Source organism: Microbacterium testaceum, assembly GCF_006539145.1.
GTDB lineage: Bacteria > Actinomycetota > Actinomycetes > Actinomycetales > Microbacteriaceae > Microbacterium > Microbacterium testaceum.
Window position 1 is genome coordinate 24,017 of record NZ_BJML01000002.1, and the last position, 25,380, is coordinate 49,396.

Annotated in this window: 23 protein-coding genes and 1 tRNA gene; 6 read left to right on the forward strand and 18 right to left on the reverse strand. The window is 70.0% G+C overall.

The annotated features are described in order from the left end of the window. Positions 1 to 13 precede the first annotated feature (13 nt). From MTE01_RS04270 to MTE01_RS04290, 5 genes are all read right to left on the reverse strand, one after another. A complete protein-coding gene (locus tag MTE01_RS04270; RefSeq protein ID WP_141375900.1) occupies positions 14 to 898 on the reverse strand; it encodes an FAD:protein FMN transferase in 885 nt (294 codons plus the stop codon). 5 nt (positions 899 to 903) lie between these two features. Further along, positions 904 to 1,389 carry an FMN-binding protein gene (locus MTE01_RS04275; RefSeq protein WP_103206380.1) on the reverse strand — a complete coding sequence of 162 codons (486 nt, stop codon included), beginning with the start codon at positions 1,387 to 1,389 and terminating at the stop codon, positions 904 to 906. Positions 1,390 to 1,674: 285 nt separating this feature from the next. Beyond that, complete coding sequence (locus tag MTE01_RS04280) at positions 1,675 to 2,709, reverse strand: ribose-phosphate diphosphokinase (RefSeq protein ID WP_141375902.1); 1,035 nt, start codon at positions 2,707 to 2,709, stop codon at positions 1,675 to 1,677. Beyond that, positions 2,699 to 4,147 carry a bifunctional UDP-N-acetylglucosamine diphosphorylase/glucosamine-1-phosphate N-acetyltransferase GlmU gene (gene glmU / locus MTE01_RS04285; RefSeq protein ID WP_116238939.1) on the reverse strand — a complete coding sequence of 483 codons (1,449 nt, stop codon included), beginning with the start codon at positions 4,145 to 4,147 and terminating at the stop codon, positions 2,699 to 2,701. Before glmU ends, MTE01_RS04280 begins: the two co-directional genes overlap by 11 nt. Before the next feature lies 1 nt (position 4,148). Continuing rightward, a tRNA-Gln gene (locus MTE01_RS04290) sits at positions 4,149 to 4,220 on the reverse strand. Positions 4,221 to 4,366: 146 nt separating this feature from the next. Between MTE01_RS04290 and MTE01_RS04295 the strand changes: the two genes are divergently transcribed. Together MTE01_RS04295 and MTE01_RS04300 are read left to right on the forward strand one after the other, a co-directional pair. After that, positions 4,367 to 4,819 carry a MarR family winged helix-turn-helix transcriptional regulator gene (locus MTE01_RS04295; protein ID WP_174799651.1) on the forward strand — a complete coding sequence of 151 codons (453 nt, stop codon included), beginning with the start codon at positions 4,367 to 4,369 and terminating at the stop codon, positions 4,817 to 4,819. After that, positions 4,816 to 5,328, forward strand: coding sequence for a hypothetical protein (locus tag MTE01_RS04300; RefSeq protein ID WP_141375905.1), 513 nt, complete (start codon positions 4,816 to 4,818; stop codon positions 5,326 to 5,328). The genes MTE01_RS04295 and MTE01_RS04300 overlap by 4 nt, the downstream gene beginning before the upstream one ends. Positions 5,329 to 5,404: 76 nt before the next feature. Here MTE01_RS04300 and MTE01_RS04305 read toward each other — a convergent pair whose 3' ends face one another. Beyond that, positions 5,405 to 6,139, reverse strand: coding sequence for a hypothetical protein (locus MTE01_RS04305; protein WP_141375907.1), 735 nt, complete (start codon positions 6,137 to 6,139; stop codon positions 5,405 to 5,407). 154 nt (positions 6,140 to 6,293) lie between these two features. Between MTE01_RS04305 and MTE01_RS04310 the strand changes: the two genes are divergently transcribed. Further along, on the forward strand, positions 6,294 to 7,958 hold the full coding sequence (locus MTE01_RS04310; RefSeq protein WP_141375909.1) for a PHP domain-containing protein: 1,665 nt from the start codon (positions 6,294 to 6,296) through the stop codon (positions 7,956 to 7,958). 145 nt (positions 7,959 to 8,103) lie between these two features. On the opposite strand, the gene MTE01_RS04315 is transcribed toward MTE01_RS04310, so the two are convergent. The 7 genes from MTE01_RS04315 to MTE01_RS04345 all read right to left on the reverse strand — a co-directional run bounded on the left by MTE01_RS04315 (position 8,104) and on the right by MTE01_RS04345 (position 14,692). Beyond that, positions 8,104 to 9,897, reverse strand: coding sequence for an ABC-F family ATP-binding cassette domain-containing protein (locus MTE01_RS04315; protein WP_141375911.1), 1,794 nt, complete (start codon positions 9,895 to 9,897; stop codon positions 8,104 to 8,106). Positions 9,898 to 10,099: 202 nt separating this feature from the next. After that, positions 10,100 to 11,017, reverse strand: coding sequence for an ABC transporter substrate-binding protein (locus tag MTE01_RS04320; protein ID WP_103206371.1), 918 nt, complete (start codon positions 11,015 to 11,017; stop codon positions 10,100 to 10,102). A gap of 40 nt (positions 11,018 to 11,057) precedes the next feature. Beyond that, positions 11,058 to 11,816 (reverse strand): ABC transporter permease, encoded by a 759-nt coding sequence (locus tag MTE01_RS04325; RefSeq protein WP_103206370.1) that lies wholly within the window; start codon positions 11,814 to 11,816, stop codon positions 11,058 to 11,060. Next, positions 11,813 to 12,493, reverse strand: a complete 681-nt coding sequence (locus MTE01_RS04330; protein ID WP_103206369.1) for an ABC transporter permease — start codon at positions 12,491 to 12,493, stop codon at positions 11,813 to 11,815. The genes MTE01_RS04325 and MTE01_RS04330 overlap by 4 nt, the downstream gene beginning before the upstream one ends. Continuing rightward, the gene (locus MTE01_RS04335) at positions 12,490 to 13,314 is read right to left on the reverse strand and encodes an ABC transporter ATP-binding protein (protein ID WP_141375913.1); all 825 of its coding nucleotides are present in this window, start codon (positions 13,312 to 13,314) and stop codon (positions 12,490 to 12,492) included. Before MTE01_RS04335 ends, MTE01_RS04330 begins: the two co-directional genes overlap by 4 nt. Before the next feature lie 14 nt (positions 13,315 to 13,328). Continuing rightward, the gene (locus MTE01_RS04340; protein WP_141375915.1) at positions 13,329 to 13,631 is read right to left on the reverse strand and encodes a DUF427 domain-containing protein; all 303 of its coding nucleotides are present in this window, start codon (positions 13,629 to 13,631) and stop codon (positions 13,329 to 13,331) included. Positions 13,632 to 13,765: 134 nt separating this feature from the next. Next, positions 13,766 to 14,692, reverse strand: coding sequence for a 4-(cytidine 5'-diphospho)-2-C-methyl-D-erythritol kinase (locus MTE01_RS04345; RefSeq protein WP_141376327.1), 927 nt, complete (start codon positions 14,690 to 14,692; stop codon positions 13,766 to 13,768). Between the two features lie 247 nt (positions 14,693 to 14,939). On the opposite strand from MTE01_RS04345, the gene MTE01_RS04350 reads away from it, so the two are divergent. Further along, the gene (locus MTE01_RS04350; protein ID WP_141375917.1) at positions 14,940 to 16,520 is read left to right on the forward strand and encodes a stealth family protein; all 1,581 of its coding nucleotides are present in this window, start codon (positions 14,940 to 14,942) and stop codon (positions 16,518 to 16,520) included. Here MTE01_RS04350 and MTE01_RS04355 read toward each other — a convergent pair. Together MTE01_RS04355 and rsmA are read right to left on the reverse strand one after the other, a co-directional pair. Next, on the reverse strand, positions 16,471 to 17,406 hold the full coding sequence (locus MTE01_RS04355) for a phosphodiesterase (protein ID WP_141375919.1): 936 nt from the start codon (positions 17,404 to 17,406) through the stop codon (positions 16,471 to 16,473). The genes MTE01_RS04350 and MTE01_RS04355 overlap by 50 nt on opposite strands. Positions 17,407 to 17,573: 167 nt before the next feature. After that, on the reverse strand, positions 17,574 to 18,413 hold the full coding sequence (gene rsmA, locus MTE01_RS04360; RefSeq protein WP_103206364.1) for a 16S rRNA (adenine(1518)-N(6)/adenine(1519)-N(6))-dimethyltransferase RsmA: 840 nt from the start codon (positions 18,411 to 18,413) through the stop codon (positions 17,574 to 17,576). Between the two features lie 67 nt (positions 18,414 to 18,480). Between rsmA and MTE01_RS04365 the strand changes: the two genes are divergently transcribed. Further along, positions 18,481 to 19,941 carry a sugar porter family MFS transporter gene (locus MTE01_RS04365; RefSeq protein WP_103206363.1) on the forward strand — a complete coding sequence of 487 codons (1,461 nt, stop codon included), beginning with the start codon at positions 18,481 to 18,483 and terminating at the stop codon, positions 19,939 to 19,941. A gap of 154 nt (positions 19,942 to 20,095) precedes the next feature. Here the strand turns inward: MTE01_RS04365 and MTE01_RS04370 are convergent, their stop codons facing one another. The 3 genes from MTE01_RS04370 to rsmI form a co-directional block, all read right to left on the reverse strand. Next, positions 20,096 to 20,986, reverse strand: coding sequence for a TatD family hydrolase (locus MTE01_RS04370; RefSeq protein WP_141376330.1), 891 nt, complete (start codon positions 20,984 to 20,986; stop codon positions 20,096 to 20,098). 104 nt (positions 20,987 to 21,090) lie between these two features. Continuing rightward, on the reverse strand, positions 21,091 to 22,665 hold the full coding sequence (metG, locus tag MTE01_RS04375) for a methionine--tRNA ligase (protein WP_103206362.1): 1,575 nt from the start codon (positions 22,663 to 22,665) through the stop codon (positions 21,091 to 21,093). A 49-nt stretch (positions 22,666 to 22,714) separates the two neighbouring features. Beyond that, positions 22,715 to 23,533: a 16S rRNA (cytidine(1402)-2'-O)-methyltransferase gene (rsmI, locus tag MTE01_RS04380; RefSeq protein ID WP_116238948.1), complete on the reverse strand. Its 819-nt coding sequence runs from the start codon at positions 23,531 to 23,533 to the stop codon at positions 22,715 to 22,717. A gap of 23 nt (positions 23,534 to 23,556) precedes the next feature. On the opposite strand from rsmI, the gene MTE01_RS04385 reads away from it, so the two are divergent. Next, complete coding sequence (locus tag MTE01_RS04385) at positions 23,557 to 25,131, forward strand: dolichyl-phosphate-mannose--protein mannosyltransferase (RefSeq protein WP_141375921.1); 1,575 nt, start codon at positions 23,557 to 23,559, stop codon at positions 25,129 to 25,131. Positions 25,132 to 25,380 lie beyond the last annotated feature (249 nt).

Below are 25,380 nucleotides of genomic sequence, written 5' to 3' on the forward strand. Positions count from 1 at the left end.
GCGGGGGGATGAATCAGGGTGAAGAGAAGATCTCGCCCGAGAAGCCGGGCGACCACTCGACGCGGCCGTCGGTGCGCATGCGCACCCAGTGAGCGTTCCAGGATGCCGCAAGCTCCGGGCCGCCGTCGAAGAACAGCGCCGTAGCGAGAGCGTCGGCGCGCATCGCGGTCTCGGCGAGAGCCCAGGTCGCCGCGTAGGCCCGCACGGGGGCGCCCGTGCGCGCATCGAGCACGTGGTGGAGGCCGTCTCCCCACGCGCGGCGGTTGATCGCCGAGGCGCAGAGCGCTCCGTCGGTCACGGTGACGACGCCGATGGCGAGCGTCGGATCGAAGGGGTGCTCGAGGCCGACGCGAACCGGGGTTCCGCGCGCGGCGAGATCGCCCGACGCGTCGACGACCACGTCGCCGTCGACGAACCGGCGCACGACGTCGAGCACGAGGTCGACCAGTCGCCCCTTGCCGAGGGCCCCGACGTCGATGGTCGCGCGCGTCGCGACGCTCACGCGTTCGGCGTCCCAGGTGAGGACGTCGTGCCACGACGGGGCCGGTTGCGGGTCTCCCCCGGGCGCGAGGGTCAGCCGCGCGTCGTAGCCGAGACGCGCGAGCGCGTCACCGACCAGCGGGTTCACCGCGCCGGAGGTCGCCGCGTCGAGTTCGCGATACAGCGAGAACATGGCATCCGCGTCGTCCGGGACCGGGACGGATGCCGCGCGCCCCTCGGAGAGCGCCGACACGAGCGAATCGTCGCGAAATCGCGACCACTCCCGGTCGAAGCGTTCGACGACGGACGAGACCGCGTCGCGGGCGACCGAGGACAGCGGGTGCGCCGTCTCGATCGCCCACGACGTGCCGATCGCATCGAAGGCCCAGGTCGAGCCCGTCGCGATCGGAGTGCTCATGGCCGTCAGGCCTTGGCCTCGGACTTGATGGTGTCGACGGCCTTGTTGAAGCCGCCGCTCGTGAGCGAGGAGCCTGCGACCTTGCTGACCGAGATCTCGTCGAGCTTCTTGCCCACGACCTCGCTCTGGATGCCGCCGATGAACTCGCCCTGATAGCGCTTGGACTCCGCGGCCTGCGGATCGCCGGTCACCTGGACCGCGGTGACGGTGTCGCCGGCGATCGTGAGGGTGACGTCGATGGTCTCGACGCTCTCGGGGGTGGCGTACTGGCCCGTGGCCTCGTACTCGCCGTCCTTGTAGGAACCCGAGCCGGCGGCGGCACCCGAGGTACTGGTGGGCGCCGAGCTCGCGGCCGGGGCGGCGGTGTCGGCGGGGGCGGCGTCGCTGCTCGTCGCGCCGCCCGCGCACCCGGCGAGGGTGGCGATGCCGGCAACGCCCAGCAGGGCGGTGCCGATGCGGACGGGACGGGGTACGGCTGTGGTGCGGATCATGAGGGTCCTCCTTCGGTCGTGCCTCGCGGCGCGTACGTGCTCACGGTAGGGACACGACCTTGGCCGTCCCCCGGTTCATTCTTTTGTGCCGGCTATGTGCGGCCGGCGATCCGAGGGGGACGACGGTCGGCATCGCCCCGGACCGCCAGGCGGCCTTCGCGGACGATGCGCCCTGCCCGCGGCATCCGCAACCGGCGTGTCCACCCCCGCTGCACGACGGTGCGGACCGAGAACGACTCAGCCACCTCCCGAGAGGAGATGGCTGAGTGTCGAGGAAGGGACCGGTTACGCGTCGCCGCCGAACATGCTCGTGACCGAGCCGTCCTCGAAGACCTCACGGATCGCGCGGGCCAGGAGCGGCGCGATCGGCAGCACGGTGAGACGCTCAAACCGGCGGTCGGCCCCGATCGGGATGGTGTCGGTGACCACGACCTCGTCGATCGCGGGGTCCTGCAGGCGCTCGGTCGCGGGGTCGCTGAAGATCGCGTGCGTCGCGGCGACGATGACCTTGCGGGCACCGCTGGCCTTGAGGGCCTGCGCGGCCTTCTGAATCGTGCCGCCCGTGTCGATCATGTCGTCGACGAGCAGGCAGGTGCGCCCCTGCACGTCACCGACGATCTCGTGCACCGAGACCTGGTTGGCGACCTTGGGGTCACGACGCTTGTGGATGATCGCCAGCGGGGCACCGAGGCTGTCGGACCAGGTGTCGGCGACGCGCACGCGCCCCATGTCGGGAGAGACCACGGTGAGAGTCTCGCGGTCTTCGCCGGTCAGCCCCTGCTCGAAGTGCTCGAGAAGGACGGGCTTGGCGAAGAGGTGGTCGACGGGGCCGTCGAAGAAGCCCTGGATCTGCGCGGCGTGGAGGTCGACGCTCATGATCCGGTCGGCGCCGGCGGTCTTGAGCAGATCGGCGACGAGGCGGGCGCTGATGGGCTCGCGCCCGCGGCCCTTCTTGTCTTGACGCGAGTACGGGAAATACGGCGCGACGACCGTGATGCGCTTGGCCGAGGCCCTCTTGAGGGCGTCGAGCATGATGAGCAGCTCCATCAGCCACTCGTTGACCGGGGGGCCGAACGACTGCACCACGAACACGTCGCAGCCGCGGATCGAGACCTCGAAGCGGGTGTAGATCTCGCCCGAGGCGAAGGTGCGGTGCTCGGTGGGGGCGAGCTCGGTGCCGAGGTGCTCGGCGACCTGCTTCGCGAGTTCGGGGTGCGAGCGACCGGAGGCGACGACGAGCCGCTTCTTGGTCTTGGCGACGAGCCCGGGGGCGATGCCGTTGTCGCGGTCGAGGTCTACACGATTCTTCTTACGAGCCATCGGCCGCTTCCTGTTCAGCCCGAGCCCGCGCGGCCACGTCGGCCGCCCTGGTGCCCGGTCGGTTCTTCTCGACCCACCCCTCGACGTTGCGCTGGGGTGCCACGCTGAGCGCCAGTGCACCGGCCGGGACGTCCTTACGGATCACCGCTCCGGCGCCCGTCTTGGCGCCCGCTCCAATCGTAACCGGCGCGACGAAGACGTTGTGCGATCCGCTGTGCACCTCGTCGCCGATCACCGTGCGGTGCTTGGCGATGTCGTCGTAGTTGGCGGTGATCGCGCCGGCGCCGAGGTTGACGCCGCGGCCGATCTCGGTGTCGCCGATGTAGGAGAGATGCGGCACCTTGCTGCCCTCTCCGATCGAGGAGTTCTTCACCTCGACGAAGGTGCCGACCTTGCCGTTCACGCCCACCCGCGCATTGGCGCGGAGGTAGGCGAACGGACCGACCGTGGCGCCCGCCTCGACGACGGCCAGGGTGCCGTCGGTGCGGGTGACCGTGGCGTTCTCGCCCACCTCGCAGTCGACGAGGCTCGTGTCGGGGCCGATCGTGGCACCCGAGGCGATGACGGTCGCTCCGCGCACGTGCGTGTTGGGGAGGATCGTGACATCGGGGGCGAGGGTCGCGGTGACGTCGATCCAGGTCGTGGCGGGATCGACGACGGTGACGCCCTCGAGCTGCCAGCGACGCACCGTGCGGGCGTTGAGCGTGCGCCCAGCCTCGGACAGCTGGACGCGATCGTTGACGCCGAGAGCGGCCGAGGCGTCGGACGTGACGGATGCCGCAACCCCCAGCCGCGCGTCACGGAGCAGACCGACCACGTCGGTGAGGTACTTCTCGCCCTGGGCGTTCGAGGTGCCCACCTGTGCGAGCTGGGCGCGCAGGGGCGCCGCCTGGAACACGTAGACCCCGACGTTGATCTCGGTCACCGCGGCCTCGTCGGCCGTGGCGTCTTTCTGTTCGACGATGCGGCGCACGCCGTCGGTCTCGTCGCGGAGGATGCGGCCGTACCCGAAAGGTTGATCGACGCGGGCGCTCAGCAGGGTGACCGCGGTACCGCCCGTGCGGTGCGTCGCGAGGAGCTCGGTGAGCGTGCCGGTCTCGAGGAGCGGCACGTCGGCACTGAGCACGAGCACATCGCCCTCGAAGCCGTCGAGGGCGTCGAGGGCGACCTCGACCGCGCGGCCGGTGCCCGGCACCTCGTCCTGATCGACGATCACGACGCCGGGCGCGAGTTCCGACACGGTCTCGGCGACGAGCTCGCGCTCGTGGCGCACGACGACGACGATGCGAGCCGGGTCGAGGGATGCCGCGGTGTCGAGCACATGACCGACCAGCGGACGACCGCCGACAGGGTGCAGCACCTTGGGGGTGCGGGAGCGCATGCGCGTTCCCTGACCCGCAGCGAGGACGACGACGGCCAACTCGGTCGGTGATGTCATGCTCCGCCGCCAGGATTCGAACCTAGACCTAACAGCTCCAAAGGCTGTCGTGCTGCCGTTACACCACGGCGGACCGTGCCCGCGGGCACCGGTCAAGTCTGCCAGACCCGAGCGCCGCGCGTTCCGCCCGCGGCGCGCGCCGACGGTGGGCCGGGTACTCGACATAATGAGTTCGTGGCCCGGGACAGCGACGAAGTCGACCGCATCGTCGATGCGTGGATGCGACAGCGCCCCGATCTGGACTTCTCGCCCCTCGAGGTGCTCTCGCGTGTCGCTCGCCTCTCGCGACACCTCGACATCGCCCGCAAAGAGGCGTTCCGCCGCAGCGACATCGAGTCGTGGGAGTGGGACGTGCTCTCGGCCCTTCGGCGCGCGGGCGAGCCCTACCAGCTGAGCCCGAAGCAGCTTCTGCAGCAGACGCTGGTGTCCAGCGGCACCATGACGAACCGCATCGACCGGCTGGTCGCGCGCCGTTTCGTGCGCCGTGAGGCCGACCCCGGCGACGGACGGAGCATCCTGGTGACCCTGACCGACGACGGACGAGTACGGGTGGATGCCGCGATCACCCGTCTCGTCGACGCTGAGGCCCTCCTGCTCGAGGGCCTCTCGCGCGGCGACCGCGACCGCCTCGCGACGTTGCTGCGCAAGTTGAGTCTGGGATTCGACGCGTGAGCGCGCCGGTGGAATCTCGCTCTCGCTGGGCCCGCGTGCGGGCGTGGTTCGGCGTGCGCTTCCGCTCCCCCGCGGCGATCTACGGCCTGATCGTCTTCGCGGCCTTCGTCTCGATCGCCGACGATCACGCCGAGGATGTGTGGGAGGTGCTCTGGAGCGCCTCGGTGTCTCTCGTGGTGTTCTTCATCGCGCACGTGTTCGCCCACACCCTCACCGAGCACGCCGACCACGGCCTGCGTCGCGCGACCCGCGAGGGAATGCGCCATGGCGCCGGCATGCTCTACGCCTCGGTGCCGTCGATCCTGGTCCTCGTGTGGGCCGGCCTCACCGGCGTGTCGGTGGACGATGCTTTCGAGGCCTGCATGTGGGCGACCTTCGCGGTGCTCGCGCTGCTGGGCTACGGCGCGTACGCCCGGCGGAAGGCGGCGATCGCCGTTCGCCTGCTCGGCGCGTTCGCCACCGCCTGCCTCGGCATCTTCATCGTCGCGCTCGAATACGGCATCCACTGACGGCATCCCTCGACGACGTCCCATGACCGGGCGCGAGCGCCCCGGCACCCTCGGCACGACGCGGCAGGAACGGCGATCAGTCCCGAGCGACCGCCCGGCGACGGGCGCGGCTGCGCAGGACGAAGCCGGCGACGACAGCCAGGAGGGCCCCGAGTCCCGCAACGCCCGCGACCTGCGCCCCCGTGACGGCGAGGTCCGACCCGCCCGCGGCGACGGGGACCGGGGTCGTCGAGGCCGAGGCGCGCGGAGTGGCCGTGACGGTGGCCGCCGGGTCGGGGCCGACCGACGCCGAGGCGCTCGGCGACGGCGCGGCGGTGGTCGGGGCCGTCGTCGGAGTCGGACGGGGCTGACCCGGAACAGACCAGCCCGCTGCGGTGAGGGTCACGGGAACACTGACCACCGAGACGACCGACGAGGGGATCCCGGACGAGAGCACAAGGCACTCGAGGCTGAGGGTCGCCGCGGTCGTTCCCGAGGGGACCGCGGCGCTGAACGACGACCCCATGGGGACGCTGACGGCCGCTCCCCCGTTCACGGGCACGGTCGCCGACACCACGACGGTGCTGCCCCCGGCCGCCACCGTCAGGCGCGCGCCGTCGCGCGTGCCGGCGGGGCAGCCGTCGGCGAAGTCCGCGGTGGCGAACGACGGGTAGGCGGCGGCGTCACCCGAAAAGACGGCCGCGCCGCCGGCATCCCGCAGCACGAGGGGGCTCGCCGCGGAGGCGGCCAGGGTACCGAGCGGAACGAGACCCGCGACGAGCACCGCGGCGGCGACGGGAAGGAGACGGGTGGGCACGGGCGTGGACGACATGGCTGCTCTCGATCGGGTGGTGAGGACGAACGGACTGTGCCCCACGGTTCGGTCTACCGGGTGAACGGGTGACGACGTGAACATCACCCGGCGGCCACCCGCCATTCACCCGCGGACCCTACGTTCCCGGCGACCCCTCTCACGAAAGTGTCCGATGCCCACTCACACCCCTTCCGGCTTCTCCCGCCGTACCTTCCTCGCCGCGGCGGCCGCCGCCGTCACCACGGCATCCGCGGCGTCGTCGTTCGGCCCCGCCGCCTCTTCGATCGCGACCGCCGCGACCCCCGCCGCCGTCACTGACCCGAAGGCCCTGCGCTGGCTGGTCTTCGACCACCACGTGCACTCGGTCTACTCGCACGACGCGAAGTATGCGATGACGACGATCCTCGACCAGGCCCAGCGTTTCGGAGTGGATGCCATCGCTTTCACGGAACACAGCAACGTCGGTCACGCGAACGTCGGCGGTGTCTTCAACGCGGCCCGAGAGATCGAGGCGGCGCGGACGGCGCGCCCCGACCTGCTCGTGTTCCAGGGACTGGAGTGGTACATCCCCGCCGCCGAGCACGGGACGGTCCTCGTCGCACCCGGCCCCCGGGTCACCGAGGTGCTGCGTCACTTCGAGTTGACCTACGACGGCAAGCTCAATCAGTGGGAGAAGCCGCGGCCGAACACGAGCGACGCCGCCGACTGGCTGCAGCACGCGGTCGAGGGGATCGGCTGGCTCGGACAGCAGCGCGCCGCGGGCGTCATCGACGACGTGCTCGTCCTGGCCAATCACCCCAGCCGCCTCGGCATCGACTCCCCCGGCGAACTCCGCGCGTGGCAGGACGCCGACCCCGACGTGTTCGTCGGCTTCGAGGGCGCACCGGGCGCGCAGGCCTCGGGTCTCGCCGCGAACACCACCGACCGCTCTCAGCGCGGCGAGTACGAGAACGCGCGCAGCGATTACTCCTACCCCGGGTTCCCCAGCGAGGCCTACCGGGCGCACGGCGGGTTCGACTGGATGACGGCCGTCGTCGGCGGCATGTGGGACGCCCTGCTCAGCGAGGGCCGGCGCTGGTGGATCACCACGAACAGCGACCTGCACCTGAAGAACTTCGACACCACCCGCGTGGGCGACTTCCCCACCGGCTCCGGCTGGGACAACGGAGCGACCCTCGCGAACTTCAATCGCGCGGGCCGCCGCCCCGACCCCGTGTCGACCGCGGCGCCGCAGGGCGGCAGCGACCTCTGGCCGGGCGAGTTCAGCCGCACGCACGTCGGTGCCGTGGACAAGACGCACATGGCGGTCCTCGACGCCGTTCGCGCGGGGCGCATGTGGGTCGACCACGGCCACCTCGTCGCCGGGCTCGCGGTCACCCTGCGGGCGGTCGACGACCCCGCGAACGCCGCCACCCTCGGAGGGACACTGCGCGTTCCGACGGGGACGAAGATCGAGATCGTCATCGAGGTCGAACCGACCGCGCAGCGCAACTCCGCCGGCATCCTGCCCCGTCTGGCCCACCTCGATGTGATCCGCGGCGAGATCACCGGCGCGGTGAGCGACCGCGACGCAATGGTCGCCCCGCGCACCCGCGTCATCGAGTTGCGTGACGTGAGCGATCGCAGTGGCTCGCCCTTCCAGATCGTGATCCCGGTGGGAACGGCCGACGTCGACGGCTACGTGCGCGTGCGCGGCTCCGACGGCAAGGTGCACGGCACCGGCCCCCGTGGCGCCGAGGTCGACCCGCGGGCACCTCAGCCCCACGCGGCCGGGCAGGGGAACCCCTGGCTCGACACGTGGCTCTACACGAACCCGATCTTCGTGGCAGTGCGCTGATCTCACGTCGAACGGCCCGTCCCCAGCCGGGGGCGGGCCGTTCGGCGTGAGAGGAGGAGATCCGGGCAGCGGAGGACGCTCGAGGTGCGAAACGTCCTCCGCTCCGCGATCCTCCTCCGCTCTTCGGCGCTCGCCCGGGGGTAGCTCAGCCGATGCTCTCGATGAGCTCGAACCAGGTCATCTCGAGCTCGTCGCGCTCGGCCTCGAGCGCGGAGATGCGCTGCATCTCTGTTCCGAGCCCCGCGTAGTCGGCTTGATCGTGATCGGCGAGCGCCGCCTTGGCCTTGTCGATCTGCTGCTGCAGCTTCTCGATGCGCCGCTCGGTGGCCGAGGCCTCCTTCTGCGCGGCGCGCAGCTCGGCCCCCTGCAGGCCCGGCGTCGCAACGGCGCCGCTCGTCGCCGCAGGCCGCGAGGGCTCGGCATCCTGGATCGCCCGTAGACGCAGGTACTCGTCGACGCCCCCGGGGAGGTGCCGGAGCTTCGCGTCGAGGATCGCGTACTGCTGGTCGGTGACGCGCTCGAGGAAGTACCGGTCGTGCGAGACGACGATGAGGGTGCCCGACCACGAGTCGAGCAGGTCTTCCATGGCCGCGAGCATGTCGGTGTCGAGATCGTTGGTGGGCTCGTCGAGGATCAGCACGTTGGGCTGGTCCAGCAGCACCAGCAGCAGCTGCAGGCGCCGCTTCTGCCCGCCGGAGAGGTCTTTCACCGGGGTCGAGAGCTGCGCGCTCGAGAACCCGAGGCGCTCGAGGAGCTCGCCGGGGGTGAGCTCTTTCGCCTTCGACCCCGTGCCGAACGAGTACGTCGTGCGCAGTCCCGAGATCACCACGCGGACGGGGTCGTTCAGATGCTGCTCGAGCTCGTCGAGACGCTGGGTGAGGGTGGCGACCTTCACCGTCTTGCCGCGCTTGACGCGGCCGCTGGTGGGCTCGAGCGAGCCGGTCACCAGGTTCAGCAGGGTCGACTTGCCCGCGCCGTTCACGCCCAGGATGCCGGTGCGCTCCCCCGGCGCGATGCGCCACTCGACGTCCTTCAGCACCGTCTTGTCGCCGTAGGCCACACCCGCGTCGAGCAGATCGACGACGTCCTTACCGAGACGTGCCACTGCCAGGGATTGCAGGGCGACCTTGTCGCGGATCTCGGGAACGTCGGCGATGAGTTCGTTGGCCGCATCGATGCGGAACTTCGGCTTCGACGTGCGCGCCGGGGCCCCGCGGCGCAGCCACGCGAGCTCTTTGCGGGCCAGGTTCTGACGACGTTGTTCGATGGATGCCGCCTGACGGTCACGCTCCACGCGCTGCAGGATGTACGCCGCATAGCCGCCCTCGAAGGGCTCGACGAGACGGTCGTGCACCTCCCACGTGGCGGTGCAGATCTCGTCGAGGAACCACCGGTCGTGCGTGACGACGAGAAGGCCGCCCGCGGAAGGCGCCCACCGCTTCTTGAGGTGCCCCGCGAGCCAGGTGATGGCCTCGACGTCGAGGTGGTTGGTGGGCTCGTCGAGGAACAGCACGTCCCAATCGCCCGAGAGCAGCTTCGCCAGCGCCACACGACGGCGCTGACCGCCCGACAGGTCGCCGAGACGCGCGTCCCACGACAGGTCGCCCAGGAGCCCCGCGATCACATCGCGCGTACGTGCGTCACCGGCCCACTCGTGCTCGGGGCGGTCGCCGACGACCGCGTGGCCGATCGTGTCGTCATCGTCGAGGGTGTCCTGCTGGTCGAGCACTCCCACGGTGACACCGCCGCGGACCGTCACGCGCCCCCCGTCGGGCTCTCGGATGCCGGCGAGCATGCCGAGCAGACTCGATTTGCCGTCGCCGTTGCGGCCGACGATGCCGATCCGGTCGCCTTCGTTCACCCCGAGAGAGACGGAGTCGAAGACGACCTTGGTCGGGTATTCCAGGTGCAGGGCTTCGCCCCCGAGCAGGTGTGCCATATCCGTCCCAGGCTACGCGCTGCCCGGGGTGTGCCCGCGCGCCGGGGTGCCGGCATCCGGGATCTCCTGCTTCCCGTCGCCCATCTGGCGCGCTACGGACGAGACGATCGCAGACGCACCCCGGATGCCGGCACCCGGGGCCGCGGTCGGAACGACGACGGGGCCGCCCGGCGAACCGGACGACCCCGCGTGACGTGACGGCTCAGAAGCCGTTGGCCGAGAGCCACTCCTTGGCGATGTCGGCGGACGACTTCTGGTCGACGGTCGACTCGACGTTCATCGCGACGAGAGCGTCCTCCGTGAGGGCGGCGCTGACCTTGTTCAGCACGTCCGAGACCTCGGAAGCGACCTTCGAGTTGACCACCGGCACGACGTTCGACGCCAGGAACAGGCCCTTGGGATCGGTCAGCGTGACCAGGTTGTCGGTCTTGATGCGGGGGTCGGCCGTGTAGACGTTGGCGACCTGGACGGTGCCGGCGACGAGGTCGTCGACCGTGGTCTCACCGGTGGGCGAGAACTGGACGGTGACGCCGTAGGTCGACTGCAGACCGGTGGGTCCGTAGGGACGCTCGGCGAGTTCGGCGTTGCCGCCGAGGGTCACACCCGACGTCACCTTCGCGAGGTCGGCGATCGAGGTGAGGCCGTTCGCGTCGGCGAAGGCCTTCGTCACGGTGTACGAGTCCTGGTCGGTGGCCTGCGACTGGTCGAGGACCTCGAGGCCCTCGGGGAGGGCGGCCGGCAGAGCCGCGTACACGTCGTCGGAGGTGCGCGCGGTGGTGTCCTTCTCGAAGAACTGCAGCAGATTGCCGGTGTACTCGGGGAAGACCGAGACGGTGCCGTCCTCGAGCAGCGGGATGTACGCGTCGCGCTGACCGATCTGGAACTGGCGCTTGACGTTCTTGCCGGCACCCTCGAGCGCCTGCGCGTAGATCTCGGCGATGATCTCGTTCGAGTAGTAGGCCTGCGAGCCGACCACGATGGTGTCGCTCGAGGCGCTGGCGTCGCCACCGCCGTTGCTGAGGGGATCGCTGGAACCGCCGCCGCAACCGGCGAGGGCGAGCGAGGCGACCGCGAGGCCGGCGAACAGGCCGAGGCCCTTCTTGGTTCGTGCTGTGAACATGGGTGCTCTCTTTTCTGGTGATTCGGGAATCGAGTGTGGGTCAGGGGGTCGCCGGAGGCGCGGTCGGTGCTCCCACGGCGAGGGCTTCGGCGCGACGCTGACGGGAGGAGCGCCGCTGCGGCTGCGCGGAGCCGGCGGCACGGATGCCACGGGGCACGACGAGATGCTGGAGCAGGGCGAAGAGCCCATCGATGACGAGCGCGAGGACGGCGACGAGGATCGCCCCGCCGATGAGGATGTCGAACCGGCGGAGCGGGATCGCGGCGATGATGTACTGTCCGAGCCCGCCGAGGCCGATGTACGCGGCGATCGTGACGGTGGCGAGCACCTGCAGGGTGGCGGCGCGGATGCCGCCGACCAGCAGCGGCAGGCCGAGCGGCACTTCGATGCGCCACAGGATCTGCGACTCGGTCATGCCCATCGACCGGCCCGCGTCGATCACGCGGCGGTCGATGGCCTCGAAGCCGGTGTACGCACCGGCGAGCAGGGAGGGAATCGCCAGGACCACGAACGAGATGATCGCGGCCTCGGGCTTGTGCAGGACACCGAGAAGCAGCGTCAGAAGGATCAAGAGGCCGAAGGACGGGATCGCGCGAGCGGCGCCCGAGATCGCGACAGCGGTCTCGCGCCCCTTGCCGGTGTGGCCGATGTACCAGCCCAGCGGGATGGCGATCGCCCCCGCGATGACCACGGCGATCAGCGTGTACAGCATCTGCACGCCGATGGCCACGGGGATGGAATCGAACTGGCCCGGGTCGCCCGAGAAGATCCAGGCGATCGCGTCGCCCACGAGGTTCATGCCTTCACCAGCGTTCGGTTGGCCTGACGCGAGACGGTCTTCGTGCCGCGCGTCCAGGGCATGAGCAGACGGCCCGCGATCACGAGCAGCAGGTCGATGACCAGCGCGAGCACCACGACGGCGACCACGCCCGCGAAGACCTCGGGGATGATGCGCCGCTGGAGCCCGTTGGTGAACAGGTAGCCGATGTTCTGGATGCCGACGAGGATGCCGACCGTGGCCAGCGCGATCGTGCTGGCCGAGGCGACGCGCAGGCCCGCGAGCACGACGGGGCCGGCCAGCGGGAACTCCACCGCCCAGAAGCGACGGAAGGAGCCGTAGCCGATGGCCGTGGAGGCCTGGCGCACGCCGGCATCCACCGAATCGAGACCGTCGGCCACCGCGCGCACGAGGATTGCGACCGCGTAGATCGCGAGGGCGACGATCAGATTCGTCTCGCTGACGATGCTGTACCAGCCGGTGACGACGGGCACGAGGATCAGCAGGGCGAGGGAGGGGATCGTGTAGAGCAGCCCGGTGATGGTGATGACACCGCTGCGCACGAGTCGGTATCGCCACGCGACCCAGCCCAGCGGGACGCTCAAGACGAAGCCCGCGATCAGCGCGATGATGCTCTGGCGCAGGTGCACCAGGGTGAGTTCCCCGATCAGGTCGAGGTTGTTGCCGACCCAGTTCACGGGTGGGAATCCTCTACGAGCGCACCCTGTGTGCGGCCCTCGGCATCCACGACGACCGTTCCGGTCGCCGTCTGCTTCAGGTGCAGGGCACGCTTGCCCTTGACCGCGCCGATGAAGCTCGCGACGAAGTCGCTCGCGGGGTTCTCGACGATCTCGCTGGGGGTTCCGACCTGCGCGATCTTCGCGCCCTTCTCGAGGATGACGACCTGGTCTCCGAGCAGGAACGCCTCGTCGATGTCGTGCGTGACGAAGACGATGGTCTTGCCGATCTCGCTCTGCAGACGGAGGAGCTCCTGCTGCAGTTCGTCGCGGACGATCGGGTCGACGGCACCGAAGGGCTCGTCCATGAGAAGGATGTTGGGGTCGGCGGCGAGACCGCGCGCGACGCCCACGCGCTGCTGCTGCCCGCCGGAGAGCTGGCTGGGGTATCGGTCGGCCATCGCCGCGTCGAGACCCACCGTCTTCATCAGCTCGAGCGCCCGGGCGCGGGCCGTCTTGCGGTTCTGCCCCTGCAGCACCGGCACGGTGGCGATGTTGTCGGCCACCGTGAAATGCGGCAGCAGCCCCGAATTCTGCATCACGTAGCCGATGCTCCGGCGAAGCTGCACCGCGGGCTTGCCGCCGATGTCGGCACCGTCGATGCTGATGGTGCCGGACGACGGCTCGACCATGCGGTTGATCATGCGCAGCAGCGTCGTCTTGCCGCAGCCGGACGAGCCCACGAAGACGGTCGTCTTGCGCGAGGGGATGACGAGATGTAAGTCGTCGACGGCACGTGTGCCGTCGGGGAAGACCTTGGAGACGGCCGAGAACTCGATCATGCGCTCACCCGACCTCAGTCGGAGACCACGACCTTCCGGTCGAAGGCGACGTAGCCCGCGAAATCCTTGCCCACGCGCTCGACGGCTCCGGGGTACAGGTCGGGGTACGACCACGCGCCGTCGGTCAGTTCGGCGCCGTCCAGGGCGACGTTCCAGTACTGAGCCGTGCCCTTCCAGGGGCAGGTGTACGGGGTGGGGCTCTTGTGCAGGGCACCCTCGCGAACGGACTGCGGCGGGAAGTACCAGTTCCCCTCGATCGAGGCAAGGTCGTCGCGGTCGGCTTCGGCGATCACGACGCCGTCGAGCACTGCCTTCATGGGAACCCCCTTCGTGGCGTCCCGCGGGCACGGCGCCGAGCGGTGACGGATCACTTTCCCCGAGGCTAACGAGGCCGTCGGCACCGAAAGCGCAGATTGCCCCGTGTGTCGACCTGGGCTATGGTGCGGCGCGGTCAGACCACGCGGGCGCCGGGGACGGGCCCGTGCACGTGCAGAGCGACGAGACCGGCGGCGCTGAGGGTGACCTGCAGGTCGATCGCCGAGGCTTCGTCCGCCGCGAGGAACGCCAGCGTCGGACCCGATCCCGAGACGATCCCCGCCAGGGCACCCGAGCTCTCGCCGCGCTCGAGAACGCGCGCGAGGTCGGGGCGCAGGTGCAGGGCCGGAGCCTGGAGATCGTTGCGAAGAGTGGCCGCCAGCATTTCCGCGTCGCCCTGGCGGAGAGCGTGCAGCACGTCGCGATCGACCGCGGGAACGCGAGGCGCCGGGCCGATGTCGATCGCATGGCGCCGGCGATGCGCGTCGAGCTCGCCGTACACGACGGGGGTCGACATGCCGATGTCGTTGGGGACGAGCACCCAGTCGAATCGTCCGCGCGCGAGCGCCGGGCTCAGCTGGTCGCCGCGACCGGTACCGACGGCGGTCCCCCCGAGCAGCGCGAAAGGCACATCGGCACCGAGCCGAGCCGCGAGACGCACGAGCTCGCTCGTCGGCGTGCCGAGGCCCCAGAGGGCATCGCATGCCACGAGCGCCGCAGCCGCATCGGCGGATCCGCCGCCCATGCCACCGGCGACGGGGACGGCCTTGCGTACAGCGAGGTGAGCGCCGCGGTCGACACCGGCGGTCTGCGCGAGCAGACGAGCGGCACGGACGGCGAGATTGCGGTCGTCGGTGGGCACGCCCTCGACGTCGACCGGGCCGCGTGCGGCGACCTCGATCGTGATGTCGTCAGCGGGGGTTGCGACCATCTCCTCGTACAGCGAGACCGCCTGGAACGCGGTCGCGAGCTCGTGATAGCCGTCGTCCTGCACATCGCCGACCTCGAGGAAGACGTTGATCTTGCCGGGGGCACGAACGCGGACGGATGCCGGTATGTGCATGCTCATCGCGTCTCCCGTCGTCCCGCGCGCCGGTCGCGCTCACCGTGTGCGAGACTGGAACGTCGGCCCGCTTCCCGCCGTCGCTCGCAAGGCGGTACGGGGAGGTCCGGGCCGGAGCGAGCGATCTGAGTCACTCTTCGACAGTAGTGCTCCGCTCCCCGTCGATCGGCGCCGTCGCCGAAACGTCCGCGAAACCCCGGAACCTTACGGTGTCCGGAACCCGTCCCCGACCCCCTGAGGAGGCAGCATGCGCCCGATGGTCCCCCTGTCGATCGACACCGACCCCTGGCGCGCCCTGCTGTCCCGGTCCGATATCCGCATGCACGACGGCATCCTGCACGTCGTGGACGACTCCTCGACGCCCGCGATGGCCGAGCGCGACGACCTGCTCACGGCGGCGTCCGCGATCGAAGCTGCGGGTGTGCGGGTTCTGCTGGTGCGCGATGCGAATCGCCGCCCCAAGCTGGTGGTCGACACCGCCGATGCCGCGACCGCCCTCGCGGCGCTGCGCGATCCCGACCTCGGCCCGATGTACCTCAAGGCCCGTGGTGAAGACCCCGTGCCCGCGCACAGCGTCGAGCCCGCCCCCGGGTCGGTGCAGGCCTACGCGGTCTTCCGCCCGCGCACCTCGACCGAAGGCTCGTACCGGTACGGCTCCGCGTTGGCTCCGCGGATGGAGCTCTGGCGCTTCGGCGACAAGACCATCGAGGCACCCCGCCCGAGCGCCCTCACCCGCCGCAAATTCGCCGCCGCCGACCTCGATCTGGTCGAGGTCGAGCGCTACGGCCGCCGCTGGATGACGGTCTCGGGCATGTTCGACCCCCACCCGAACGAGTTCACCGCCGACGTCGACATGGTCTTCTCGTGGGTCGACGGGTCGTCGAGTGAGTTCCAGCGCCAGCGGGCCGCGCGCATGAAGGGCTATGTCGTGGGTGACGGCGACGACAACGCCGCCCGATACCGCCAGGTCGACGAGCTGCGCTACGCGCTGCGGAGCGTGCACATGTACGCGCCGTGGGTGCGCCGCATCTTCATCGCGACCGACTCCCCCACCCCCGAGTGGCTCGCCGACCACCCCAAGGTGACGATCGTACGCAGCGAGGAGTTCTTCGCCGATCCCTCGGTGCTGCCCACCCACAACTCCCACGCCGTCGAGGCGCAGCTGCACCGCATCCCGGGTCTGGCCGAGCACTTCCTCTACAGCAACGACGACATGTTCTTCGGTCGCCCCGTCACTCCGGAGCTGTTCTTCAGCGGCGGCGGGGTGAGCCGCTTCGTCGAGAGCGGCGTGCGCATCGGCAGCGGACCGGCGCATGTCGATCGCTCGGGGCACGACAACGGCCTGCGCGTGAACCGCGCCCTGCTGAAGGAGCGATTCGGTCGCATCATCACACTCGATCTCGAGCACTGTGCGACCCCGCTGCGACGCTCGGTGGCCTTCGAGCTCGAGCAGGAGTTCGCCGACGACTACGCCCGCACCGCCGCGAGCCGGTTCCGTTCGGCCACCGACATCTCGGTGACGAACAGCCTGTACCACTACTACGCACTGGCGACCGGGCGCGCGATCATCACGACCGAGCCCCGCACCCGCTACGTGCAGACCACGCAGCTCGACTCGCTGCGCACCATGGAGCGCCTCGTCTCGCGCCGCGATACCGACATGTTCTGCCTCAACGACGGCAGCGTGCCCGAGATCCCCGAAGAGGTGCGCGTCCCCGCGCTCCGGGCGTGCCTCGAGCGCTACTTCCCCGTCGCCGCCCCGTGGGAGAAGAGCTCGGTCAGCGAAGGATCGGCAACGGCGTCGTCGGCGGCGACACCGGTCCGCTGAACGCCCGCGACGTCGGGACGACGATCCCGGCGTCGCGGAGGCGCCGCTGGGATTCATCAGCGTCGACGTACTGCAACGCCGCACTGGTGGCGAGCGGTACGACCGAGTGGACCACCGTCTCGTCGTAGACGTGCACGATGTTGAAGCCCTGCGCGGCGTCCTGCGGGCGCGTCCCGCCCACCGGGACCATGAGGTCCTGGGTGTAGCAGGTGGCCGAAGCGACCGAGACCGGGATGCCGGCGAAGGTCGCGAACGTGGAGTAGTGCAGGTGTCCGGCGAGGATTGCCCGTACATCGCTGCCGCGCAGCACCGCGGCCAGGCTCCGTTGGTCACGCAGCTCGACGGAGGCGGCGAGGTCGAGCACGCTGGGCACGGGCGGGTGGTGCATCGCGAGGATCGTGCCGAGCGGGGCCGGCGTCGCTAGGACCTCGGCGAGCCACTGCAGCTGGGCGGCGGTGACCTCGCCGTGGTGCGCGCCGGGGACCGAGGTGTCGAGGGTCACGATGCGCAGCCCGTCGAACTCGTCGACGCGATCGACCGGAGCGGTCGCCTCGGCGTCGTCGCCGGGAAGCAGCCGCGACCGGAAGGCGGCGCGGTCGTCGTGGTTGCCCATGACCCAGACCACGCGCGTCTGCAGACGCTCGGCGAGCGGTTCGACCAATGCGCGGACGCGATCGTAGGCGTCGGTCTCACCGAAATCAGCGAGGTCGCCCGTGAACACCAGGGCGTTCGGACGGATACCCGAGGCGTCGATGGCCTCGACCGCGCGAGCGAGGTACGCCTCGGAGTCGACGTCGTCATAGAGCGGTGCACCGCCAGCGCGAAGGTGGGTGTCGCTCAGGTGGAGCAGCACATGTTCGGCTCGGGGGTACTCGGCGTAGCGCATCTCGATCCTCTCGGGTCGTCGGGTACGACCTCGTCACCGGCGTGATGCTCCCGGTTGGCTCGAAATGTTACAGACATGTTTCCGGAACGCGTGATGAACACGTCGAGAATTCACCCGACGGATGACGCCCGGTCGGGCAGGGTCGCCGGTCCGACCCGGCGCACCGGTCAGAGCGCGGCGATGCGAGCGTAATCCTCGACCGTGAGCTGTTCCCCGCGCAGCGTGGGGTCGACGCCCGCCGCTTCGAGCGCCTCCGCCGCCTGGGCAGCCGTGCCGCCCAGCACTCCCGAAAGCGCCTGCCGGAGCATCTTGCGGCGCTGCTGGAACGCGGCATCCACGATCTGGAAGGTACGGCGGCGGTGCTCCTCGGTACCGCGGGGTTCGGCATCCCGATCGAAGCCGACCAGCACGCTGTCGACATTGGGCACGGGCCAGAACACCTGACGCGACACGGTGCCCGCCAATCGCCACGACCCGTACCAGGCGGCCTTGACGCTCGGGGCGCCGTAGACCTTCGACCCGGGAGGCGCGGCGAGGCGCTCCCCCACCTCGGCCTGCACCATGACGACGCCGCGCTGCAAGTAGGGAAATGTCTCGAGGAAGTGCAGGAGGACCGGCACCGACACGTTGTAGGGCAGGTTCGCGACCAGCACGCTCGGTTCGCCCGGCAGCGCGTCGACGCGAAGCGCGTCCGCATCGATCACCGTGAGCCGGTCGGCGGGGACATCGTGAGCGGCAGCGGTGGCGGGAAGCTGCTCGGCGAGACGGTGGTCGATCTCGACGGCGACGACCGAGGCGCCCGTCTCGAGGATGGCCAGAGTGAGGGATCCCAGACCGGGGCCGATCTCGACGACACGATCGGATGCCGTGACCCGCGCCGCCTGCACGATTTTGCGCACCGTGTTGGCATCGACGACGAAGTTCTGCCCGAGCTTCTTGGTGGGAGTGACGTCGAGGTCGGCGGCGAGCCGACGGATCTCGGCGGCACCGAGCAGGGAAACGGGCATTGTTCCACTGTAGTCAGCGATCCCGCCAGTGCCCGACGCGCCGAACGGGCAGGAGTAGCGTGATCAGGTGAGTCAAACGCAGTCCATCCCCTCGAACGCCTTCACCCTCAGAAGCCCGTACGGGCGACGAGCCATCGGTCTCTCGCTCGCGGCCGCGGTGGGCGGTTTCCTCTTCGGTTTCGACTCCTCGGTCATCAACGGCGCGGTCGACGCCGTCCAGGGCAACTTCGAGCTCTCGCAGGTGCTGACCGGCTTCGTCGTCGCCGTCGCCCTTCTCGGGTGCGCCGTCGGCGCTGTCGTCGCCGGCGCCCTGTCGGACCGCTGGGGACGGCTGAAGGTTATGCTGCTCGGCGCCGTGCTGTTCTTCGTCTCGTCCATCGGCGCGGCCCTCACGTTCAGCGTTCCGGATCTCATCCTGTGGCGTGTGATGAGCGGCCTGGGCATCGGCATCGCCTCGGTCGTCGCGCCCGCCTACATCGCAGAGGTCGCCCCGCGCCAGATCCGCGGTTCGCTCGCCTCGCTGCAGCAGCTCGCGATCACGCTCGGTATCTTCGGCGCCCTGCTGTCCGACGCTCTGCTCGCCAACACCGCCGGTGGCGCGGCCAACCAGCTGTGGCTGGGCATGGAGGCCTGGCGCTGGATGTTCCTCGTCGGTGTGGTCCCGGCCGCCGTCTACGGCATCCTGTCGTTCACGGTCCCCGAATCGCCCCGATATCTGCTCTCGAAGGGCAAGCGCGACGAAGCAAAGGCGATCTTCTCGCGCCTCGTGCCGCCCGCCGACCTCGACAAGACGATGAACGAGCTGTCGAGCGCGATCGAGGCCGACCGCAAGAACAAGAACGTCTCTCTGCGCGGTCCCGTGCTGGGGCTTCAGGGAATCGTCTGGACCGGCATCCTCCTGTCGATGTTCCAGCAGTTCGTCGGCATCAACGTGATCTTCTACTACTCCACGACCCTGTGGAAGGCGGTCGGTTTCGATGAGAGCAACTCGCTGCTGATCTCTGTCATCACCTCGGTCACCAACGTCGTCGTCACGTTCGTCGCGATCTTCCTGGTCGACAGGGTGGGGCGCAAGCCCATCCTCCTGACCGGCTCTGTGCTGATGACCGTCTCGCTCGGCGCGATGGCTCTCTCGTTCGCCTTCGCCACCGGCTCGGGCGAGAACGTCTCGCTCCCCGCCCCGTGGGGCGGAGTGGCCCTCGTCGCCGCAAACGTCTTCGTCGTGGGCTTCGGCGCCTCCTGGGGCCCGCTGGTCTGGGTGCTGCTCGGCGAGATCTTCCCGAGCCGCATCCGCGGCAAGGCTCTCGGCGTCGCCGCCGGAGCGCAGTGGATCGCCAACTTCGCGATCACCGTCTCGTTCCCGGCGATGTCGGGATGGTCGCTCCCTCTCACCTACGGCATGTACGCCCTGTTCGCGGCCCTGTCGTTCGTCTACGTCGCCCTGCGAATCCCCGAGACGAAGGGGATGGAGCTCGAGCAGACCGAGACGCTCTTCGTCCGCAAGCCGAAGGCGAAGGCCAAGGCCTGATCCCGGATGCCAGAAGGCCGGCGCCCCGCGGGGTGCCGGCCTTCGTCGTTCCGGTGTCGTCTGCGCCCGCCTGGTCTCCGTGATCCGTACAAGCTCCGCCGAGTCCGCGCGAGACCCTCCCAGACGGCGCGAATCGCGGACGATCCGCGCGTGTTCAGTCCTCGAACGCGCCGTAGACCCGCAGGGTGTTGTCCGCGACCTGGGCGGCGAGCTCGTCGGCATCCATCGCCCTCTCCGCCGCGAGGAAGCGCAGCGTCACCGGGATCAGGTACGGCGCGTTCGGGCGACCGCGGTAGGGCACCGGGGTGAGGAACGGGGCGTCGGTCTCGACGAGGATGCGCTCGAGCGGCGTCACCGCCAGGGCGTCGCGCAGATTCTGCGCATTCTTGAACGTGACGTTGCCCGCGAACGAGAGGTAATACCCGCGGTCGGCGGCCAGGCGTGCCATGTCGGCGTCGCCCGAGAAGCAGTGGAACACCGTCTTGTCGGGGGCGCCGACACGTTCGAGCGTCTCGAGCACGGCCTCGTGTGCGTCGCGATCGTGGATCTGCATCGCGAGATCGTGCTTCTTGGCCAGGGCGATGTGCGCCTCGAAGGAGCGCATCTGAGCCGGGATGCCGTCGGCCTCGGTGCGGAAGAAGTCGAGCCCCGTCTCGCCGATGGCCCGCACCCGCGGTTCGGCGGCGAGTTCGTCGATGACGGCGATCGCCGCATCCAACTCCCCCGCCCGCTCGTACGCGGGCGCCTCGTTGGGGTGGATCGCCACCGCCGCGAGGACGCGCGGGTGCGACCGCGCCGCCCACGCCGACCACCGCGAGGAGTCGATGTCGCCGCCCGCCTGCACGACCCCGTGCACACCGACCGCGAGCGCGCGCTCGAGCTGGTCGTCCACGGAGAGGCCGGTCTCGCCGTCTTCGATCTCGAGGTGGGTGTGGTTGTCGTAGACCGGGATGCCGAGGGGCTCGGGCGCCGGCGGATAGCTGACGTCGCGACGCCCGTCGATCGAGCGCTCGCGGACGTATTGGCTCGGATCGCCGTCGCCGATGGTGTCGCGGGGGCGCTCGACCGGGGTGGAGCCTGGGGCGGAGGCTCGAGCCGCGGACCCTTCGACAGGCTCGGGGACCGCCGCCGACTCGGAAGGCACCGGCGTCACGCCTGCTCGACGCGCGGGAACAGCGGCGTGAGCGGCGTGACCGTGGCCCCCGCGGGCAGCTGCCCCCAGGTGCCCGCCGCGCGGATCGGCTGCTCGACGAGAGCGCCGAGGCCCTCGGCCGCGCCGAGCGCGACCCACAGCTTCGACGTCGACTCCGGCATGACCGGCGACAGCAGCACCGCGAGCGCGCGCAACCCCTCAGCCGCGGTGTACAGCACCGTGCCCAGGCGTTCGCGCGTCGACTCGTCTTTGGCGAGTGCCCACGGCTCGTTCTCGGTGATGTAGCCGTTGAGCGCATCGACGATCGTCCAGATCGCAGCGATCGCCTCGTCGATGCGGAAGCGCTCGATGGCGGCGTCGGCGGTGGTCGCGGCATCCGCCACGATCTTCTGAATCGTCAGATCGCCCTCGGTGTACGCGGCCGGGGCCGGCACGACGCCCTCGAAGTACTTCGAGATCATCGCGACCGTGCGCGACGCCAGGTTGCCGAAGCCGTTGGCGAGTTCGGCCTGGTAGCGCGCCGACAGGTCTTCCCACGAGAACGAGCCGTCCTGGCCGAACGCGATCGCCGAGAGGAAGTAGAACCGGTACGCGTCGGAGCCGAAGACGTCGGTGATCTCGGTGGGCGCGATGCCGGTGAGCTTGGACTTCGACATCTTTTCGCCGCCGACGAGCAGCCACCCGTGCGCGAAGACGCCGCGCGGCACGTCGAGGCCCGCGGCCATCAGCATGGCCGGCCAGATCACGGCGTGGAAGCGCAGGATGTCTTTACCGACCACGTGGAATGCCGGCCAGCGACGCTCGAACTCGGCGGGGTCGGTGCCGTAGCCCACGGCGGTGGCGTAGTTGAGCAGCGCGTCGACCCACACGTAGATGACGTGCGAGGGGTCCCACGGAACCGTGATGCCCCAGTCGAAGGCCGAACGCGAGATCGAGAGGTCTTTCAGACCGCTGCGCACGAACGAGACGACCTCGTTGCGCGCCGACTCGGGGCGCACGAAGTCGGGCTCGGTCTTGTAGAGCTCGAGCAGGCGGTCCTGAAACTCGCTGAGCTTGAAGAAGTAGTTCTTCTCCTGCAGCAGCTCGAGGGGCTTGGAGTGGATCGCGCAGACCTTGAGCCCCTCGAAGGGCCCTGTGCCGTCGACGATCTCGGCCTCGGGCTTGAACTCCTCGCAGCCCACGCAGTACAGCGCCTCGTACTCGCCCGCGTAGATGTACCCGCGGTCGAACAGGGCCTTCACGAACTGCTGCACACGCTCCTCGTGGCGCGCCTGCGTCGTGCGGATGAAGTCGTCGTTGGCGACATCGAGCGTTTCGAGCAGCGGGAACCACGACTCGGTGACGAGCTTGTCGACCCACTCCTGCGGGGTGACGCCGTTGGCGGCGGCGGCGCGGAGCATCTTCTGGCCGTGCTCGTCGGTACCCGTGAGCATCCAGGTGTCATCCCCCGCCTGGCGATGCCAGCGGGCGAGCGTGTCGACGGCGACGGTCGTGTACCCGTGCCCGATGTGGGGCAGATCGCTGGGGTAGTAGATCGGCGTCGTGATGTAGAAGGATCGGCCGGAAGTCACCTGGAGATTCTACGGGGAGGCACCGACACGGCCGACCGTGTGACAGGTGTCAGCGTTTGACGGCCAACGCCGCCTGGTACAGCTCGCGCGAGGAGTGGCCGGTCTGCGACGCCACCTCGGCGGCGGCCTCTTTGAGCCGGGTGCCGCCCCGGACGATCTCGAGCACCTGGGTCACGGCATCCGGGAACGCCACCTCCCGGGCGGTGGCCCCGCCGACGACGATCGCGATCTCGCCGCGGACGCCCTCGGCCGCCCACGCGGCGAGCTCGGCGAGGGTTCCGCGCGTGACCTCTTCGTAGAGCTTGGTGAGCTCGCGGCAGACGGCGGCAGGACGATCGGCGCCGAACGCGGTCGCGAGATCGTCGAGGGTGGATGCCACGCGCGACGGCGACTCGAAGAAGACGAGGGTCCGCTCCTCCGACGCGAGCTGCGCGAAGGCCTTGCGGCGCTCCCCCGGCTTGCGGCGCGGGAAGCCCTCGAAGGCGAAGCGGTCGGTGGGAAGGCCCGCGACGGCCAGGGCCGTGACGACCGCGCTCGGACCGGGAATCGCGGTGACCGTGACCCCCGCGGCGGCAGCGGCGGCGACCAGGCCGAAACCGGGGTCGCTGACGGTGGGCATTCCCGCGTCGCTCAGAACCAGCAGATCGTCTTCGCGGGCGAGCTCGACCAGTTCGGCGGCCCGCTCCTTCTCGTTGTGATCGTGCAGGGCGATCAGGCGCGGACGGTTCTCGACCCCGAGGCCCGCGAGCAGACGCTGCGTGGTGCGGGTGTCTTCTGCCGCGACGACGCTGGCGTTCTCGAGCGCCTCGATCAGACGCTTCGAGGCGTCGCCCAGATTGCCGATGGGGGTCGCCGCGAGGATGATCACCGTTCCACCTTAGGCTGGGGGCCGTGACCACCGCCGTCCCTCCGCTGCTCCCCGTCGTCGAGCAGACGCGCATCGATCGGTGGCGCGACGCCCTGCTCGCCAGCCCCCGCGGATTCCGCCTGTGGCGCTGGCTCGCGCCCACCCTCGTCACCCTTCTCGCGGCCGTGCTGCGCCTGATCGACATCGGCAACCCGCACCAGCTCGTGTTCGACGAGACCTACTACGTGAAGGACTCGTGGAGCCAGTGGGTGCTCGGTTACCCCTCGGCCTGGCCCGACGGCGCCGACGCCCGCTTCGTGGCGGGTGATACCGACGTCTTCACCGGCATCGGCAGCTACGTGGTGCATCCGCCGCTGGGTCGCATCCTGATCGGTGCGGGCATGGCCCTGCTCGGACCCGACTCCGCCACCGGCTGGCGCATCTCCGCCGCCGTCTTCGGCACCGCCACCGTGCTGCTCGTCTACCTGCTCGCGCGCACGCTCACCCGGTCGATCCCCTTCGCGACGGTGGCATCCGGTCTCATCGCGATCGACGGACTCGGCATCGTGCTGAGCCGCATCTCACTGCTCGACATCTTCTTGACCTTCTTCATCGTGCTGACGTTCTGGTTCGTCGCTCTCGACGCGCGGCGGAGCACCGATCGCTTGCGCGCCGCCCTCACGGCCCTCCCGGAGGGAAGACATACGTGGGGCCCGGTGCTGTGGGCGCGGCCGTGGCTCGTCGCCGCAGGAGCGGCCGCGGGCGCGGCCACCGCCGTGAAGTGGTCGGGACTGTACGTGCTCGCGGCGGTCGGCCTGTACGCGGTCGTCACCGATGCCGTCGCCCGTCGTCGCGCCGGGATCGAGCAGTGGCCGATGGATGCCGCGCGCCAGGGGCTCGTGTCGTTCGTGCTGCTCGTGCCGGTCGCGGTCGTCGTGTACCTGGCGAGCTGGTCGGGCTGGCTGTTCACGAACGGCGGGTGGATGCGCGGCACCCCGGTCGCCGCGACGGGGATCTGGGGGTGGGTCCCCGAGCCGCTCCGGCAGCTGTGGGCGTACCACCAGGAGATGTACAACTTCCACGTCGGGCTCGTCACCCCGCACAGCTACGCCAGCCCCGCCTGGCAGTGGCCGCTGCTCATCCGTCCCACCTCGATGTACTGGCACCAGGACCAGGCCGGGGTCAACGGCTGCGCCCTGCCGACGGGGTGCACCGAGGCGATCTCGAGCATCGCGAACCCGATCATCTGGTGGGCCGGGGTCGCGGCATCCCTGTATCTGCTCGTGCGCTTCGTCATGGTGCGCGACTGGCGGCGCCACGCCCTCGTGCTGACCGGACTCGCCGCCACCTACGTGCCGTGGCTGCTCTACCCCGAGCGCACGATCTTCCAGTTCTACACGGTGGCGATGTTGCCCTTCCTGGTGCTCGCGCTCACCTTCGCCCTGCGCGACGTCGCCCGCGGGGTGAAGGGCGCGTCGAGAGCGAGCGGACAGGCGGTCGTGCTGGCCTTCCTCGGGCTCTGCCTCGTGATCTCGGCGTTCTGGTACCCCGTGTGGGTCGGACTGCCCGTGCCGTACGAGTTCTGGCGCCTGCACAATTGGCTGCCGACCTGGATCTGATCGGGGCGCGCGCCGTGGGCGTGCGGAGCGGGGCGAGGGGTCGACGCGGGGTGGCGTGCGGGTGGACGCGCATCAGAATCGGATGGATGCAACAGAATCGGTCCCGTGAGGGGCTCGGCATCCGAATCCACTGCACGGATCCGAATCTGTGGAAGGTCGAAGACGCGAGGGGACGGCGCATGGGATCGGATACGCGCAGGGGAATCGGATCCTGCGCCGGTCGGCATCCGAATCTGTTCCACCGATCCG